17 protein-coding genes, 1 tRNA gene and 1 other RNA gene are annotated in these 16,103 nt (G+C 42.7%); 7 read left to right on the top strand and 12 right to left on the bottom strand.

Annotation, left to right across the window (positions count from 1 at the left end):
• The 4 genes from NZ583_07680 to NZ583_07665 form a co-directional block, all read right to left on the bottom strand.
• The coding region (locus tag NZ583_07680; GenBank protein MCS7281479.1) for an undecaprenyl-diphosphate phosphatase at positions 1-262 on the bottom strand (262 nt) is incomplete at its 3' end.
• Complete coding sequence (locus NZ583_07675; protein MCS7281478.1) at positions 259-750, bottom strand: TonB C-terminal domain-containing protein; 492 nt, start codon at positions 748-750, stop codon at positions 259-261. The genes NZ583_07680 and NZ583_07675, both read right to left, overlap by 4 nt.
• A 293-nt stretch (positions 751-1,043) precedes the next feature.
• Positions 1,044-1,451: a biopolymer transporter ExbD gene (locus NZ583_07670; GenBank protein MCS7281477.1), complete on the bottom strand. Its 408-nt coding sequence runs from the start codon at positions 1,449-1,451 to the stop codon at positions 1,044-1,046.
• 4 nt (positions 1,452-1,455) lie between these two features.
• Complete coding sequence (locus tag NZ583_07665) at positions 1,456-2,118, bottom strand: MotA/TolQ/ExbB proton channel family protein (protein ID MCS7281476.1); 663 nt, start codon at positions 2,116-2,118, stop codon at positions 1,456-1,458.
• Positions 2,119-2,437: 319 nt separating this feature from the next.
• Between NZ583_07665 and NZ583_07660 the strand changes: the two genes are divergently transcribed.
• Positions 2,438-3,094: a phosphoribosylanthranilate isomerase gene (locus tag NZ583_07660; protein ID MCS7281475.1), complete on the top strand. Its 657-nt coding sequence runs from the start codon at positions 2,438-2,440 to the stop codon at positions 3,092-3,094.
• A 215-nt stretch (positions 3,095-3,309) separates the two neighbouring features.
• Here NZ583_07660 and NZ583_07655 read toward each other — a convergent pair whose 3' ends face one another.
• The 8 genes from NZ583_07655 to NZ583_07620 form a co-directional block, all read right to left on the bottom strand.
• Positions 3,310-3,939, bottom strand: coding sequence for a thioredoxin domain-containing protein (locus tag NZ583_07655; GenBank protein MCS7281474.1), 630 nt, complete (start codon positions 3,937-3,939; stop codon positions 3,310-3,312).
• A gap of 344 nt (positions 3,940-4,283) precedes the next feature.
• Positions 4,284-4,682 (bottom strand): DUF2784 domain-containing protein, encoded by a 399-nt coding sequence (locus tag NZ583_07650; protein MCS7281473.1) that lies wholly within the window; start codon positions 4,680-4,682, stop codon positions 4,284-4,286.
• Positions 4,683-4,702: 20 nt separating this feature from the next.
• A complete protein-coding gene (locus tag NZ583_07645; GenBank protein ID MCS7281472.1) occupies positions 4,703-5,620 on the bottom strand; it encodes an AEC family transporter in 918 nt (305 codons plus the stop codon).
• Between the two features lie 9 nt (positions 5,621-5,629).
• A complete protein-coding gene (locus NZ583_07640; protein ID MCS7281471.1) occupies positions 5,630-6,244 on the bottom strand; it encodes a MarC family protein in 615 nt (204 codons plus the stop codon).
• Between the two features lie 17 nt (positions 6,245-6,261).
• Positions 6,262-6,714, bottom strand: coding sequence for a GNAT family N-acetyltransferase (locus tag NZ583_07635; protein ID MCS7281470.1), 453 nt, complete (start codon positions 6,712-6,714; stop codon positions 6,262-6,264).
• 28 nt (positions 6,715-6,742) lie between these two features.
• Positions 6,743-7,102, bottom strand: an RNA gene (rnpB, locus tag NZ583_07630) — RNase P RNA component class A.
• Between the two features lie 388 nt (positions 7,103-7,490).
• Positions 7,491-8,201 carry a C4-type zinc ribbon domain-containing protein gene (locus NZ583_07625; GenBank protein MCS7281469.1) on the bottom strand — a complete coding sequence of 237 codons (711 nt, stop codon included), beginning with the start codon at positions 8,199-8,201 and terminating at the stop codon, positions 7,491-7,493.
• A gap of 105 nt (positions 8,202-8,306) precedes the next feature.
• Positions 8,307-8,379, bottom strand: a tRNA-Ile gene (locus NZ583_07620).
• A gap of 91 nt (positions 8,380-8,470) precedes the next feature.
• On the opposite strand from NZ583_07620, the gene aspS reads away from it, so the two are divergent.
• The 6 genes from aspS (at position 8,471) to prfB (ending at position 16,095) form a co-directional block, all read left to right on the top strand.
• Positions 8,471-10,228, top strand: coding sequence for an aspartate--tRNA ligase (gene aspS / locus NZ583_07615; GenBank protein ID MCS7281468.1), 1,758 nt, complete (start codon positions 8,471-8,473; stop codon positions 10,226-10,228).
• A 14-nt stretch (positions 10,229-10,242) separates the two neighbouring features.
• Positions 10,243-12,066 carry a histone-lysine N-methyltransferase gene (locus NZ583_07610; protein ID MCS7281467.1) on the top strand — a complete coding sequence of 608 codons (1,824 nt, stop codon included), beginning with the start codon at positions 10,243-10,245 and terminating at the stop codon, positions 12,064-12,066.
• A gap of 2 nt (positions 12,067-12,068) precedes the next feature.
• Positions 12,069-13,361 (top strand): 3-isopropylmalate dehydratase large subunit, encoded by a 1,293-nt coding sequence (locus tag NZ583_07605; protein MCS7281466.1) that lies wholly within the window; start codon positions 12,069-12,071, stop codon positions 13,359-13,361.
• Positions 13,330-13,824 carry a 3-isopropylmalate dehydratase small subunit gene (locus NZ583_07600; protein MCS7281465.1) on the top strand — a complete coding sequence of 165 codons (495 nt, stop codon included), beginning with the start codon at positions 13,330-13,332 and terminating at the stop codon, positions 13,822-13,824. Before NZ583_07605 ends, NZ583_07600 begins: the two co-directional genes overlap by 32 nt.
• A complete protein-coding gene (icd, locus tag NZ583_07595) occupies positions 13,821-14,951 on the top strand; it encodes an NADP-dependent isocitrate dehydrogenase (GenBank protein ID MCS7281464.1) in 1,131 nt (376 codons plus the stop codon). Before NZ583_07600 ends, icd begins: the two co-directional genes overlap by 4 nt.
• A 12-nt stretch (positions 14,952-14,963) precedes the next feature.
• A protein-coding gene (gene prfB / locus NZ583_07590) for a peptide chain release factor 2 (protein ID MCS7281463.1) occupies positions 14,964-16,095 on the top strand; the annotation gives its coding sequence in 2 pieces (ribosomal slippage) (positions 14,964-15,056 and positions 15,058-16,095; 1,131 coding nt in all).
• The last annotated feature ends 8 nt before the right edge of the window (positions 16,096-16,103 follow it).

The raw sequence follows: 16,103 nt of genomic DNA, 5'->3' as shown, positions 1-16,103 counted from the left end.
TAATCTTAAGAAGGAGCGATTCCTTAATCCTTTTTTGCCGGAACTTGTCTTTTACCTCCAAAATGAGAAAAAAGAACGTTCGGCCATAAAGAATGAGGGTAGCAAAAAGCGTAGAGAAATGTAACATGACATCATACGTTAGCCCTCCCTGTTCAAACCGGAAAAACCAGGGAATGAGAATAAGGTGGGCAGAACTACTAATCGGTAAAAACTCTGTCACACCCTGGATTATACCTAGGATGAGGCTTTGGGCTAAGCTCAAGAGAGATCCCCTGGAAGGAACCTAAACCCGATCTCAATGTACTCAGTTGATATGGACTGTGGGAAAGGGGGGAAAGGGTCGCAGGCACGAAGAGTTCTAAGGACCGCCTCGTCATAAATCCTGTTACCAGATCTCTTTTCCATATTGAGATCGACAATTCTTCCATCCCTCCTTATTGTGATAACGACTATAGTCTCCAAATCCTTCCTCAGTGCGAGACCTCCTGGGAGGCCCCATGCTTTTTTTACCTTGTCCCAGATCATTCCGATATATGTCTGAGTTGCAGGATCAATCGGAATTGAACTTCCACTTACTTGCGAAGTTCCTAATCCACGAACTTTCTCTTCTTGCGATTTGCCTTCAGCTTGGCCAACACTGAGATAGTGGGTCTTCGATCTAAGTTCCTTTATCCTTTCTTCCAGATGGGCTAACTCCTCTTTGGTAGGCGAACTTGGAAGCTCTTTCGACAAGGAAAGTGACTTTTCCACGGAATTCCTCTTTATGTCCTTTCGGATTTTCGCTTCCGTTTTTAAGTTTGGTTTCGGTTTGGTTTGGATTTCAGTTTTTGCTCCTTTTGTTTGAGTCTCGTGAAATTTTTTTTCCTCCAATGCCTTGGTTGGTTGTGCTTCATGTCCGATTGAAGTTACGATATTTACCGAATAGGAGTAAGGGAAGTCCATCTTTTTTATACTTTTCTTTACGGCGACGGATAAAAAAGTGAAGCAGGCGAGATGCAGGATGATAGAAAGAATAAGCATTCGAAAAAAGGATAGCTCCTGAGTCATTCTTCCTCCGGCCTCGTGACTATGTTTATCCTTTCTATCCCTGCTTCTCTAATTATTCCCATGCATTTGACTACGAACCCATAGCTTACATTTTTGTCCGCCTTAAGGTATATCTCTGCTTCCGGTTTTCCAGAAAATATCAGACTGAGTGCGGGTTTCAAATCGGAAAGTTTGATCCTCTTTTCATTTAGTATCAGTTCTTCGTTTTTCGTTATATATAGGATTTGCGGTTCATCCTTTTGGGGTAAAGGCTTAGCTGTCATTTTAGGTACGTCAACCTTTACTCCGTGGTGCATCATAGGAGCAGTTATCATAAATATGATAAGGAGTACGAGCATGACATCAACAAGCGGAATTATGTTGATCTCAGAAAGTACATCACCGTTATTTCTTCGAACCTTCATATTTTTAAGCGAGAGTTGTAAGATAGGTTGAGAACCTTTCGAGCCGATTGGAGATCCTTCTACTCCTTATCACCAGATAATTGTAAGCGACAACCGCCGGAATCGCTGTGAGTAAACCGAAAGCCGTTGCGATAAGTGCCTCACTGATACCAGGGGCGACCACAGAGAGACTTGTGGACCCCCTTATTCCTATTTCTCTGAAGGAGTCCATAATTCCCCAGACAGTCCCAAAAAGACCAACAAACGGCGCAGTGTTAGCGGTGGTTGCGAGAAACGAAAGATAGTTCTGTAGCCTTTCAGTCTCCTCCTCAACCCCTATTTTTAGTCTCTTTTCAACATCAAGGGTGAATTCCTTTGTATGGCCTGGATTTTCCCTAAATCCTTTACTTTGGGCCTCATATGCGATAAGGGCGAGTCTGTAGTAGGGACTTCCCCTGAAAGATCTCATTGCGGCGAGTAGTTTTTTTAATGATTCTATCTCACCAATTACAGAACTTATCCGCTCCCCCTCTCTGTCCATGGCGTTAAACTGCCTTATTTTAAAAAAGATGATAGCCCAGGAAACCACCGAAAAAAAAAGGAGAACAAGCATCACAGCCTTGGCGACAGGTCCGGAATGGACTATCATTCCCAAAATACCGCCGGAGAAGCCTCCCAGAAACGACATAAGCTAAATATACACTAGGAGTTTAGGTCTTGTAAATAAAAACCCCCTGGGTAATTCCCAGGGGGAAGGGGGGTTATTATGAGAAGCTTAGTGGAGGTGATTGCTTGAGGTTGTGAATTCAAACACAATCTTCGCACTTATTATAAGGTTTCTTATGTAGCTTGTCAAGAGTTTTTTTCAAAATTTTAAAATCACTTTTAGCTTCCGGGCCAATTATGTGACTTTTTTAACAAGCCCCTCCCCAAAGACCAATTCCAATATTTGACGATCGGATTATCCGAAGTAAAATTATATGGTCGAATAGGTTGGTCACCTTATAATGGTAAAGGTTAAAATCTGTGGAATTCGAACGTTGGATGAGGCTATGATGTGCGTCGAAGAGGGATCAGATGGTTTGGGTTTCATATGCGGTGTCCGCTATAAGGCAGAGGACGCAACAGAAATTGACACAATTCGAAAAATCGTAAAAAATCTTCCCCCATATGTGACAACTGTTTTTGTGACCCACTTAGAAGATGTAGGAGAGCTTAAGGGTCTTTTTCGTTTCTCCTTATGTCAGGTTCTGCAGATTCAAGGGGATATGTCACCCGAGAATGTGGTAAAACTGAGAAACTTTTTTCCTTTTGCGAAGTTCGTAAAGGCAGTGCACGTCAATCGAGAAAACCCTCTGGAATACGCCAAAAGATACGAAGAGACCGTGGATGCTTTACTCCTTGACACCATGACTGAGGATAGAATAGGAGGGACGGGGATCCCCTGTGACTGGAACATATGCAGATTTATTAGGAAGTCAGTGTCAAAACCTGTGATCCTTGCCGGAGGACTATCTCCTGAAAATGTTTTAGAGGCCCTTGAGGTGGTACGACCTTACGGGGTAGATGCAAATAGCAAACTAGACGATCCTGAGGGAATGAAGGACAGGAAGAAGGTGAGGGAGTTCATAAAAAAAGTCCGCTCATGGATTGGACCTTTTTAAGTTGAAGTGGGACCTGCCACGTACGGAGAACGTGTGACAATAAAGACTTTTAAGATAAATGAGGAGAAGTGTTTAACTATTACTCTTTCCCGTTCTTATATACCTCAGAGGAGCTATACGTCGGAACCTTTAGTATCCTGCAGGTCTGGGAGCAAAAGTTTAGAAAAAAAGATATAACCACACAAATTGTAAGCAAAATTACCTTCTTTACCATTTCACCTTTTTGTCAACACTTTCAAAGCTTCAATTATTTCTTTTTCTCCCACATAAGTATCCTTTTTCCCATTCCTTACTATTACACATGTCGGTGTGGCATTCACTCTATCTTCCTTTAGGTAGCGTGTGAAAGACGCAAAGATAGGATTAGGGTCAAACTTTACTGGTTTTATTCCCTTTGTTTTTAAATGTTCCTCCAACTTTTGGGGATTGTCTATCTCCTTATTTGCCGCTTCGATAAGGGCGTTCCGTATGAAGAATGCGAACTCCAAACTTTTTTGGCCTTGGTTTAGGGAGTAAAGAAAGTAACGGGCGTATAACGCCGAATATCTGTGGATGGGTGTATCTATGAAAGTTACTGACACTATGTTTTTCGCTACTAGTTCCTTAAGGAGAGGTTCGATCTTTGGTTCCATTGCTTTGCATGGACCGCAAAAGTAATCCGTGTACAGTCTCACCAAGATTTTTCCATCACCGAAGGTGGAAAGGAGCTTTTCCTGGGTCTCTTCTGCGTAGGAGACCGAAACGCCTCCCCTAAAGAAAAAACCGAAGAATGTCAAACCTGTAAGAATTAGTATCAAAACGACGATTTTTTTTGTTCTTTCGTAATTTAGTGCGAACTGTGACATTAGCGCACCTCCAAATATCAGGCAATAGGTACAATATACCTCGTAATAAAGCTGGTATCCAAGAAGGAATATCTCTGCTCCAACTCCCACGGAGAGAATAGCAAGTAGGGCGCCTTGTCTCCGAAGCACCGAAAGTAGCCCGATAGCTACCATAAAAGTAATGCCGACGTACTCTAGTTCGAAATTTAATATATAGCCTTTGAGTAAGGAACATCCATATTCACACCGAAGGTAAAGATACTGGACGAAAATAGCAAGAATGGAAAGGAAAAGTGTCAAAGGGTGTTTTTGTCTCCTAAGAAACGCAAAACAGTGTTTCACGTTCAATTTTTTAGCAACTGTAATTATACTTTCTCTCTGAGCCTTTGACAATAAAGGCCTAGCAATCGAAATATCCCCGTTTTTCTAGCATAGATCCATAAGTTCGTTCCGACAACACAAAACGTTAGAAGGAGGATTAAAATTCGGGAAAGCTCAATGTAGATGAGCTTTTCGACGTAGTACGCTATGAAAGAGCCCGCATATGCCTTATCTGGTTCGTGTTTTTCCCTGATGTAAATCTCTAGATACGTCAAAGGACAGTAAAGATCGAAAGTCTGAATAAAGAATGCAAAGAAAAGACCAAATATGTGAAGTATCCTTAGCTTTTTTGATTTTAGCCCAAAAAAAGCGCCAAATAAGAGAAATAGGATCCAAAAGAAGTGTACCAGAATGACAAAGTCTGCAAGTACTTTATAAACCATTCAGGATACAAACAAAGAGATCATTTTATCCCCAAAACGTGATTCCAGAGGACAAAAGACAACGGCGAAAGTAATGTTGAGAAAGCTATGGCATCGGATGCCAGCTTGGAATCCCCACCCAACTCACGGGCCATAACGTATGACGATATGGCAACCGGGCTCGAAAGGAGTATAATGGCAGGATGTGCGTATACGTCCGGAATGCAGAAAAACTTTATGATCGGAAGCGCAAAAAACGGAAGAGAGAAGAGCTTAAAGATCGATGCAATAATAGCAGGTAGGGAACTACCGGAGGAAAAACCTAGCTTCATTGTTGCCCCAAGCATGATGAGGGCCATGGGTAAAGTTACGTGGGAAAGAATATTCATAGTCTTAAATATGACTTGGGGTATCCTAATACCCTTCCAAACAAACAATATTCCTGCAAAAGTGGCAACTATCACGGGAGTCTTGAATATGGAGAGGATAGCTTTAAAAAACCCGTTCTCGATCTTCTTCACGGTCAAATGGTGCGAGATAATCCCTATAGTGTTGTTAAGTAAGATCAAAGATCCCACAAGGAAACTCCCTTTCTGTAATGCTTCCTCCCCAAGCGTGTAAAAGAGGACGGCAAGTCCCACATATGAGACATTTCCGTGGATTGAAGTCTGTACGAAGGTACCGAATCTACTCCCATTTAACTTAAGTAGAATTCCCGACCCTACAGAAAGTGAAAGCGTAATTGCGGTGGGGAATAGAATCAAAAGAAGGTTCTTTAACTTAATGAGCTCGAGGCTTGACTTTGTTATTCCGAGAAAGACAAGGATCGGCAAAAGGAAATTAAAGGTGAACCGATTCATCTCTTTTATCGTTGTTTCATCAAAAAAGCCCGCTTTTTTTACAAAATAACCAAAAAGTATGACGAGAAATATGGGAATGATCGCCTCTGTAATCCCCACTTTTTAACCCTACAAGTTATAGCCTTTGGATATCAATTCAATAACGCCACTTCTAACCATCATTATGGAAAAGGCCGCAAGAATTATTGAGAAAAGTTTTCCCAGACCCCTTGTTCCCCCTTCTTTTAATATCTTCATAATCCAGATAGAGTTACGGAAAACGAACCAGACAATGAGAATATTAACTCCGAAGCATAAAAGGGTAGGGATGTAGCCGTAAGAGGAGGCGCTGATAAGAAGGACTGTTAAAACCCCAGGCCCAACTATTAATGGTATACCCATTGGAACAACACCTAAACTTTCCTTAGGAAAAGATCTCATCTTTTCGGGAAAGACTATGTCAACTATCGATATTATAAATAGCAAGATTCCGCCTGCAACCTTAAAATCGGAAACGGTTATACCCAAAATCTGGAATACCCATTCTCCAAAAAGAAGAAATCCAACCCCCGATGCTCCGGCTGTTAACACAGAGACATCCACTATCCTTCTTTTTTCATTTTCTCCTAGCTCACTTGTAAGTGAAACGTATATCGGGAGAATTCCGATGGGATCTATGGCCACAAAAAAGGGTATAAATGGCAAAAAAAACTCGGTACCAACTCTGGCTAGAAAAGATTCCATGAGCTTGGGTCAAAAAATCAAATTTTCAGGACCAGATTTATCATGTCTCCCCTCGTAAACCCCATTTTGTGGAAAAACTGCAAAAGATCCCAGTCATTCCAGTTTACGAGTGTGTAGACGGTGTCGATCTTGTATTTTTTTAAATTCTCTATTAGTTTTGTGGTCAGAAGCCTGGCAATTCCCCTGTTCTGATAGTCAGGATCTATTCCTATAGTATCAATCCACCCTATGTTTGTAGGTACCCTAAATTCCCAACCACTTATTCCGCCTAATATGAAACCGACAACCTTTCCGTCTATCTCTGCTACAAGGGAAACATCCTCTGGTCTTGTGTCTTTCTGTTTCACAACCTTGTTGTACCAATAATCCGGTCTTTTCTCCCCAAGGACTTTCGTATCTATCTCCACTATAGCATCAAGGTCTTCTTCCCTTAATGTTCTAATCACAAGTCGATCTAAAAAACCTGCCATGTCTTCCCCCTTACATCGTATTTCTCTTTAAGAGGGGTAGACTATAAGCCGGGTTCTGTATCCCTTTCGGGACGGTGGCCATTCCTCTGAGACCCACTATAGGTCTTTGTGCGGCCTACCCGGATTGATGGGCGAGCAACCCATTCACGCCTTTTGCGTGACTCCTGCTTGGCCTTGCACCGGATGGGGTTTACCGTGCCTTCCCTGTCACCAGGGAAGCGGTGAGCTCTTACCTCACCTTTTCACCCTTACCACAGCTTTTGCTGTGGCGGTCTATTTTCTGTGGCACTTTCCCTGGGGTTACCCCCGGTCCCGGTTAGAGACCATCCTGCTCTGCGGTGCCCGGACTTTCCTCCCCGTCTTCTGGGGCGGCCACCCGTCTACCCCTCTTTATCGCCTCCCTCGCTAGGCTATCAGCTGCTTTGTTGTCCTCTCTTGGGACATATTGTATCAAAAATCTGTCGAACCTGCCAATAAGCTCAGCTACTTCTTTAAAACAAGCCTTTAGTTTTTTGTCTCTTATTTTGTAAATCCCCGTAATCTGGTTGACGAGGAGCTGAGAATCAGAATACACGGCAATCTCTTTGGCCGAAAATTGTAGTGCCCTTTTTAATGAGTGTTTTAAAGCTTCATACTCCGCAACGTTATTAGTTGTAATCCCAAGATAAATGGACTCACTTAAAACTTTTTTTCCGTCTGGAGCATAAAGAATAACACCTATCCCGGCGGGACCGGGATTACCAGATGAGGCCCCATCTACGAAGGCATGCCATCTCTCACTTTTCATCTATGTAGTAAAATATTCGGTTACAATTGGGGCAAGAGATTATCTGGTTATTTTTCGTGACTTCTATAAAGAGTTGGGGAGGGATGTTAACATAACAACCGAGACAAACCCCGTTTTTTACGTTAACAACCGCAATACCCTGTCTTTTTTCCCTAATTATGTTGTACCTTTCTTTGAGTTCCGGGCTTATCTCGTTCATAAGTCTTTCCTTTTCAGTTCTATATACTGCGATTTGTTCATCAAGGGTCGACAGATCATTCTGTATCGATCTTTTCTCTTCCTCTATTTCCTTTTTTCTCTTCTCGTAGTATTTGACCGACTCCTGATAGTCCTTTTTTAGCTCTTCTATCCTATCCATTAGGATCAGTATGTCTTCTTCAAGCTTATCCAGTGCTTCCTTTGCCATTTCGATCTCTTTTAGCATCGCCTGATATTCCTTATTTGTTTTCACTTCAAATAGCCGTGCTTCTTTTTTCTTTATCTTTTCCCTTTCTTCGTCTAGTTCTCTCTCTTTCCTTCTCCTTTCCTTTTCAAGTTCATCGATGATTATTTTCTCTTTGTCTATCTTCTCTTTTAGCTGCCTAAGCTCAAAATCAAGCTCCTCTATCTTTTTGGGACCCAGGGCTAACTTTCTTTCTGTTTCCATTATTTTAAGGTCTGTTTTTTGAATCTCATAAAGGATTTTAAGTTCGTTTTCCAATTTATCCCTCCCCCAATAACTTATGAGGGGGTGCACCTCTTTGGCACACCCCCTCAAGGAGAAACCTTAACTTTACATTCAAGCTTCATCATAGTTTTTGTACTTTGGGCCCACCTGGCCTCGAACCAGGGACCTTCCGGTTATGAGCCGGTGGCTCTTCCAACTGAGCTATGGGCCCCCTGATTTTACGCAATTAGGATAACTGAACCGAACCGCATTGTCAACTTCAAATTGACTTCCTTTTACCTCAGTAGTTATAATTTAGGGCTTTGTGCGGGCCAGTGTACAGAAATTCCCTTTGCGGAACTCTAAAAACGACTGATGTTGGAAAAAGAGTTCTCCTTTCCGGATGGGTATATAGGAAGAGAGACCACGGTGGTGTCGTCTTTGTCGATTTGAGGGATACAAGTGGAGTTGTCCAGGTAGTTTTTTCACCCGAATATTCGCCCGAGGCACACAGTTTGGCAAAGAATGTGGGACCAGAGTACGTGATAAAAGTTTCTGGGTACGTCAGAAGAAGACCCCCAGGAACCGAAAATCCGGAAATTCCAACAGGTGACGTAGAGGTCACCGCCGAAACCCTCGATATACTTAACGAGTGTAAAGAGCTTCCATTTAGCTTAACGGAGGAGGAACCGAACGAAATCCTAAGATTGAAGTACAGATACCTAGATATGAGAAGGCCCGAAATACAGGAGATCTTCAAAGCAAGAAGCAGGGCCTATAAGATTGTTAGAGATTACTTCTATTCCAAAGGTTTTTACGAGTTCGAAACCCCACATTTTACAAAAAGCACACCGGAGGGGGCAAGGGATTTTATAGTGCCGAGTCGACTCAATCCTGGACACTTTTACGCACTTCCCCAGTCTCCTCAGCTCTTCAAACAGATACTAATGGTTGCCGGATTTGACAAATATTTTCAGATTGCCAGATGTTTTAGGGACGAGGATTTAAGAGCGGATAGGCAGCCGGAGTTTACCCAAATCGATGTTGAAATGAGTTTTGTGGATGTGGATGACGTGATAGAAGTAAGTGAGGGGATGGTGAGAGAGCTGGTAAAAGGATTGACGGGGAAAGATGTCATAACACCTTTTCCAAGACTGAGTTACGACGAAGCTATTGAATGTTACGGTACAGACAAACCGGACCTTAGGATAAATTTAAAAATTGTCGACACCACAGACATATTCCAGACAACGCAACTTGAGATAGTGAGAAAAGTTCTCGAAAGAAACGGTAGCGTTAAGTGCATACATCTCAGAAAAAGGAGCCTTTCTAGAAAAGAATTGGATCTGTGCGTAGATAAGGCGAAGGAGTTGGGCGCGGAAGGTCTAATATGGATGAGAAAAGAAAAGAATGGTTTTCAGTCCCCCGTAAGTAAATATCTAACGGATGAAGATTCAAAAAGAATTGAAGAAAGGCTCGCGCCTGAGGACGGGGACATTCTTTTCTTTATGGCTGGACAAAAAGAAAAGGTAAATGAAATTATGGGCAAATTTAGGATCTACCTCGGTGAGAGATATGAGAGTGTATGTGCCGATGAGCTTAAGTTTGTATGGGTTGTTGATTTTCCTTTACTAGAATACAGCGAGGACGAAAAAAGGTACGTTGCAAGACACCATCCTTTTACATCTCCGGCCGTGGATTTAAAAAAATTTAGTGGTAGACCTGAAGAGATAAAGGCGAAGGCTTACGACTTAGTGCTCAATGGGGTTGAAATCGGAGGAGGGAGCATAAGGATTCACAAAAGAGAAGTTCAAACGGAAATGTTTAGACTTTTGGGCATAGACGAAAACGAAGCTCAGGAAAAATTCGGATTTTTCCTTGACGCGTTAGAACTTGGTGCTCCCCCACATGGCGGGATTGCTTTCGGGTTTGATCGGTTGCTCATGATGCTTCTCGGAAAAAAAAGCATTCGCGACGTAATCCCATTTCCAAAAACCCAGAAGGGGATTTGTCCACTCACGGGGGCCCCTTCTCGTGTCACGCAGAGGCAACTTAGTGAGCTCAGGATAAAGATAGTTTAAATAAGGAGGTAAGCTTGAAAAAGAGCAAGAGTTTTATCTTCAAAAATGCTCAAAAGATAAAAAAGTATCCTTTAGTTGAGGTTGAGGAGCCTGAACTTTTCAGGGACATGTTTCCCTATTCGGAAGTTTGCAGAATAAAATTCGACCACAAAATCGAACTCATAGACCCGCCGGATGAGATTTTCATCACCGATACCACATTCAGAGATGGCCAACAGGCAAGACCTCCCTTTACGGTGAAGCAAATTGCTGACCTTTACGAGCTCATGCATAAGTTAGGCGGTCCAAATGGTGTGATAAGGCAATGTGAATTTTTCCTTTACACTGAAAAGGACAGACAGGCTGTAGAAAAATGTTTGGAGAAAGGATTTCGGTACCCCGAGATCACGGGTTGGATACGGGCGAACAAAGAGGATTTAAAGCTTGTAAAAAGTATGGGTCTTAAAGAGACGGGTATACTTACGAGTGTCTCCGACTATCACATATTCATGAAGCTCAAAAAGAAGAGATCAGAAGCTTATAACGAATATCTAAAGATAGTTGAGGATGCATTAGAGCATGGAATAACACCTAGGTGCCACTTCGAGGACGTAACTAGAGCTGACATCTACGGATTTTGTGTTCCCTTTGCACAGGCACTTATGGAACTCTCTCAAAAGGCAAGGATGCCTGTCAAGATAAGGCTATGTGACACACTTGGGCTTGGTGTGACATATCCTGGGGCTGCTCTTCCCAGGTCGATCGGAAAGATAGTCAGAGCAATGATAGATGATGCCGGTGTTCCCTCCGAATACTTGGAGTGGCATGGTCACAACGATTTTCACAAAGTTTTGGTCAATAGTGTCAGTGCATGGCTTTACGGATGTACTTATGTAAACGGTACCTTACTCGGAATAGGAGAACGGACCGGAAATGCTCCAATCGAAGGGCTTATCATGGAGTACATCGGTCTTATTGGAAATGATAATGGGATCGATACGACCGTTATCACCGAAATCAGAAACTATTTCGAAAGGGAAATAGGATACCACATTCCCAGGAATCAACCATTCGTCGGAGCAGACTTTAATACAACGTCTGCTGGGATCCACATAGATGGACTTATGAAAGACAGGGAAGTATACACTTCCTTCGACACTGAAAAGATACTCAAAAGGCAGATCTCTGTCAATGTTACTGACAAATCTGGGCTTGCAGGTATCGCCCACTGGATCAATACACATTTTGCATTGGTCGGGAAAGACAGGATCGATAAGAATCATCCAGGGGTAGCAAAGATAAATAAATGGGTTCTAAGGCAGTACGAAGAAGGAAGAGTGACCTGCATTTCAGATCATGAGCTCGAGCACCTTGTACGTCGGTATATTCCTGAAATCTTCGTTTCCGAATTTGAGATGTTCAAGAAAAAGGCTTACGAGATGGCTGCCCACTTGATCGAAAGATACATAGACGATCCCGAGATCCGAAGCATGGTTCCGGAAAGGATAGAGGAAGTGTTAAAGAGGGTTGTGGAGGAATATCCTTACATTCAGTTCGCCTACGTTGTAAATAGGGAAGGAATAAAAATAACTAAAAACATAACTCAGGTTGTGGATCGGGCAAAGTACTATAAAATTGGTCTCCATGAAGACTTCTCTGACAGGGACTGGTTCATTCAGCCTATGAAGACTGGTAAGATACACGTGACAGACCTTTACTCTTCAAGGATCACAGGTGCACTGTGCATTACAGTTTCTGGACCCATAAGGAACGACTCTGGTGACATTGTGGGAGTTTTGGGGTTTGACATAAGGTTCGAGGATCTAACTAAAGCAGAAGAGGAAACGGAGGGTAAGTAAGATTGGCCAAGACAATAGTCGAAAAGATTTTGAGTTTAAACACAAGAACCGATGTGAGACAAGGAGATTACATAATTGTGAACGTTGACCGGATCTTACTCCAAGACGGTACCGCACCGTTGGCGATAAATCGTTTTATGGAGCTTGGTTTTAAGAAGCTTTTCAACCCTAAAAACGTTGTCTTTTTTATCGACCATGCTTCCCCAAGTCCTAGAAAGGAACTTTCCAACGACCATAAAAAGATAAGGGAATTTGCAGAAAAGTATGGCGCATTGCTTGTGGATGTGGGAGAAGGAATCTGTCATCAGGTAATGTGCGAACGGTTTCTGTCGCCCTGTGAAGTCCTCCTTGGTGCGGACTCTCACACAACGACAGGAGGTGCGTTAGGTTCTTTTGCGACAGGTATGGGATCGACAGACATAGCGGTTGCTATGGGTCTCGGCAAAACGTGGATAAGAGTTCCAGAATGCTATAAGTTTGTGCTTCATGGGGAGTTTAAGACAGGAGTTTTCAGCAAAGATGTTATCCTCTATATCATAGGCATGATAGGAGCAGATGGTGCCAATTACAAGTCGATGGAGTTTGTGGGAGAAACTGTACGGAAACTTCCGGTTGAAGCAAGAATGACGATTGCGAATATGGCAGTTGAAGCGGGTGCGAAATGCGGGCTCTTTCCCTCGGATCTTGTCACTTTCATGTATCTTAGGGCTCGGGGGAGGGAAAAAACTTACGTAGAGATAATACCAGATGAAGACGCAAAGTATGAGAAAGTTTACGAGATAGACATCGAAAAGATAACCCCTCAAGTGAGTCTCCCACATTCAGTTGACAACGTAAAAAGCGTAGAGGAGATTTCTCAAAAGAACATTGAAGTACAACAAATATTTATCGGTTCCTGTACCAATGGAAGGATAGGAGATTTGAGAATTGCGGCTAACATTTTGAAGGGAAGAAAGGTCCACAAAAATGTGCGGCTTATCGTCTGCCCCGCATCAAAATTCGTCTATTACCAGGCTCTTCAAGAAGGCATAGTAACGACTTTACTTGAGGCGGGAGCTATAATCCTTCCACCGGGATGCGGTCCGTGCATTGGACTCCACATGGGAATCCCGGGAGATGGCGAGAGATGCCTTTCGACATCCAACAGGAATTTTTTGGGAAGAATGGGCAACCCCGAGTCTGAAGTATATCTTGCTTCTCCAGCCACAGCAGCCGCGTCTGCTCTTAAAGGAAAGATCACAGATCCCAGGGAGGTAATGGATGATACTGAGGGGAAGGGCATGGAAATTTGGTGACAACATATCCACTGACCACATAATCCCAGGGAGGTTTTACCATCTGAGGTCGAACTTGGAGGAGCTGACAAAACACCTTTTTGAGGACATCCATCAAGGCTTTTACAAGAAAGTGAGGAAAGGAGACTTTATATTCGCCGGTAAGAACTTCGGACTTGGATCGAGCAGAGAACACGCACCTCTAATCATAAAAATGGCGGGTATAGATGCGGTGGTTGCTGCCTCTTTTGCTCGTATCTTTTTCAGGAACGCGATAAATGTTGGTCTTTTGGCCATAATTTGCGAGGTCGATGAAATTAGAGAGGGCGATCTCATTGAGATCAATACTAGTGAAGGTATCATAAAAAACTTAACTCAGAACTTTGAGAAAAAATTTCCTCCTCTGCCCCTCGTTATGCGAGACATCTTAAAAGAAGGTGGCTTGGTCCCCTACATAAAAAAGTATGGAGGGTTTAAAGTTTGACCCAGAAAGTTAGAATTCCGTACATAATGGGTGACGGCACAGGCCAAGATATATGGAACGCTTCCCGTGAACTCTTGGAAGAGGCGGTAATTAAGGCGTACAATCATGAAAAGGAGATAGAGTGGATATTCCTTTTGGCCGGTGAGCAGGCCCTGGCAAAGAAAGGGGTTTTAATTCCTCCCGAGACCCTTGAGACAATAAAAGAGTTGAAGTTTGCAATAAAAGGGCCTCTTTCGACTCCTATTGGGGGTGGATTCAGAAGCATAAATGTTTATCTTAGACAGGTCTTTGATCTTTACGTTTGTATAAGACCAATAAAGTATATTAAAGGGCTTCCAAGCCCGATAAGGAATCCTGATAGGATCGATATGATTATTTTTAGGGAAAATACGGAAGACGTCTATAAAGGGATAGAATGGGAGGCCGAGAGTGAGGAGGTAAAGAAACTTATAGATTTTTTAAAACATGAGATGGATGTCAGTTTGCCTTACGATTCAGGGATCGGGATAAAGCCAATAAGTAAAAAAAGAACGGAGAGGTTCGTAAAGTGGGTTCTAAATTACGCAGTAGAACACGGAAGGAGAAAGATAACGATCGTCCATAAAGGAAACATAATGAAGTATACTGAGGGAGCATTCAGGGCCTGGGCCTACAGTGTGTTGTCCGAGTTTCTAGAAAGGTTCCCTGAAAAGAAAATCGCAGTCAATGATGTAATAGCTGACAATATGTTCATGCAGGTTATTTTGAGGCCTGAAGAGTACGATGTGATCTTATGTCCCAATCTCAATGGGGACTATCTTTCAGACTGTTGTGCAGCCCTGGTTGGCGGATTAGGAGTGGCTCCTGGAGCAAACATAGGTGATGATATGGCAATATTCGAACCTACCCACGGAAGTGCTCCCAAATATGCGGGAATGGATGTTGTGAACCCTCTCTCGTTTATACTTTCTGCTTGTATGCTTTTTGACTACATTGGGTTAAGTAAGGCAAAAGAACTCATCGAGAATGCGATAGAGAGAACCCTAAATGAAAGGATAATGACTTATGATCTCGCACGTCATGTGGACGGTGTAAAACCGGTTAGATGTTCAGAATTCGGAAAAGCCTTGCTTGCCAGGTTGTTATAAGAAGGATTAATAATGGAAAGGAAAAAGGAAACAATCCAGCCAGAAGAGTTAAAGGCAAAGATTTTAAGCCTTTCTGAAAGGATCAACGTTTTAAGGGGTCATCTTTGACCTCGACTCTATCGGTAAAAAGATCCGAGAGTTAGATTCTGAGATTGCAAAACCGACCTTTTGGGAAGATCCTGAAAAAGCCCACGAGATCCTAAAAAAGAGGGCTAATCTTTCGGATGAAGTTGAACGGTGGAAGAATTGTGAGAGGGAGCTCGAGGAAATAGTAATCCTCGAAGGCTTTTACAAGGAGACGAACGATCCGGATGATTTAAAGGAACTCAAAAGCAAGCTCGAAAAACTCGAAGAAGAGCTCAATAGATTTGAAATAGAAAGGATGCTCGGGGGGGAGCATGACAAGGACAACGCCATAGTTTACATAAATGCAGGAGCTGGCGGCACTGAGGCTCAAGACTGGGCTGAGATGCTACTTCGGATGTACCTTAGGTGGGCTGAGAAGAAAGGTTTTGAGACACAGATCGTAGATATACTTTATGGTGAAGAGGCTGGCATAAAAAATGTGACATTTATTGTTAAAGGTCCATACGCCTACGGTTATCTTAAATGCGAAAATGGGATACACAGACTTGTAAGAATATCGCCTTTTGATGCAAACAGAAGAAGACACACATCATTTGCCTCTTTTTACGCTTACCCTGAGATTCCGGAAGAGATTGTTGTGGAGATAAGAGAAGAAGATTTACGCATAGAAACTTTTAGATCCAGTGGTCCCGGAGGACAGCACGTAAATAAGACCGAGTCTGCGGTAAGGATCACCCACATCCCAACCGGAATAGTCGTTCAATGCCAGAACGAGAGGTCACAGCACAAAAATAAACAGATCGCGCTCTCAATATTGAAATCTAGGCTTTACGAGCTTGAAAAGAAGAAAAAGGAGGAAAAGTTAAAGGCCCTAGGCCAGGAAAAAAAGGAGATAGCCTGGGGAAGCCAAATACGTTCCTATATACTTCATCCTTATAAACTCGTTAAAGACCACAGGACAAAACTTGAGTTGCACAACGCTGAAGAAGTGCTAGACGGAAATATAGACGAGTTTATCAAAGCTTACCTTTTACGCTTGACTTTTAAAGGTGATTAGGGGTATCT

It is taken from the genome of Thermodesulfobacteriota bacterium, from assembly GCA_025062045.1.
Lineage (GTDB): Bacteria > Desulfobacterota > Syntrophorhabdia > Syntrophorhabdales > JANXAF01 > JANXAF01.
This window is presented reverse-complemented; position numbering and strand designations above follow the sequence as displayed.

Excerpts from the sequence above, each read along its gene's own strand:
- NZ583_07635 (MCS7281470.1), bottom strand. The coding sequence starts at position 6,714 with ATGGCAGGTTTTTTAGATCGACTTGTGATTAGAACATTAAGGGAAGAA.
- NZ583_07655 (MCS7281474.1), bottom strand. The coding sequence starts at position 3,939 with ATGTCACAGTTCGCACTAAATTACGAAAGAACAAAAAAAATCGTCGTT.
- NZ583_07660 (MCS7281475.1), top strand. The coding sequence starts at position 2,438 with ATGGTAAAGGTTAAAATCTGTGGAATTCGAACGTTGGATGAGGCTATG.
- NZ583_07665 (MCS7281476.1), bottom strand. The coding sequence starts at position 2,118 with ATGTCGTTTCTGGGAGGCTTCTCCGGCGGTATTTTGGGAATGATAGTC.
- NZ583_07650 (MCS7281473.1), bottom strand. The coding sequence starts at position 4,682 with ATGGTTTATAAAGTACTTGCAGACTTTGTCATTCTGGTACACTTCTTT.
- NZ583_07640 (MCS7281471.1), bottom strand. The coding sequence starts at position 6,244 with ATGGAATCTTTTCTAGCCAGAGTTGGTACCGAGTTTTTTTTGCCATTT.
- NZ583_07670 (MCS7281477.1), bottom strand. The coding sequence starts at position 1,451 with ATGAAGGTTCGAAGAAATAACGGTGATGTACTTTCTGAGATCAACATA.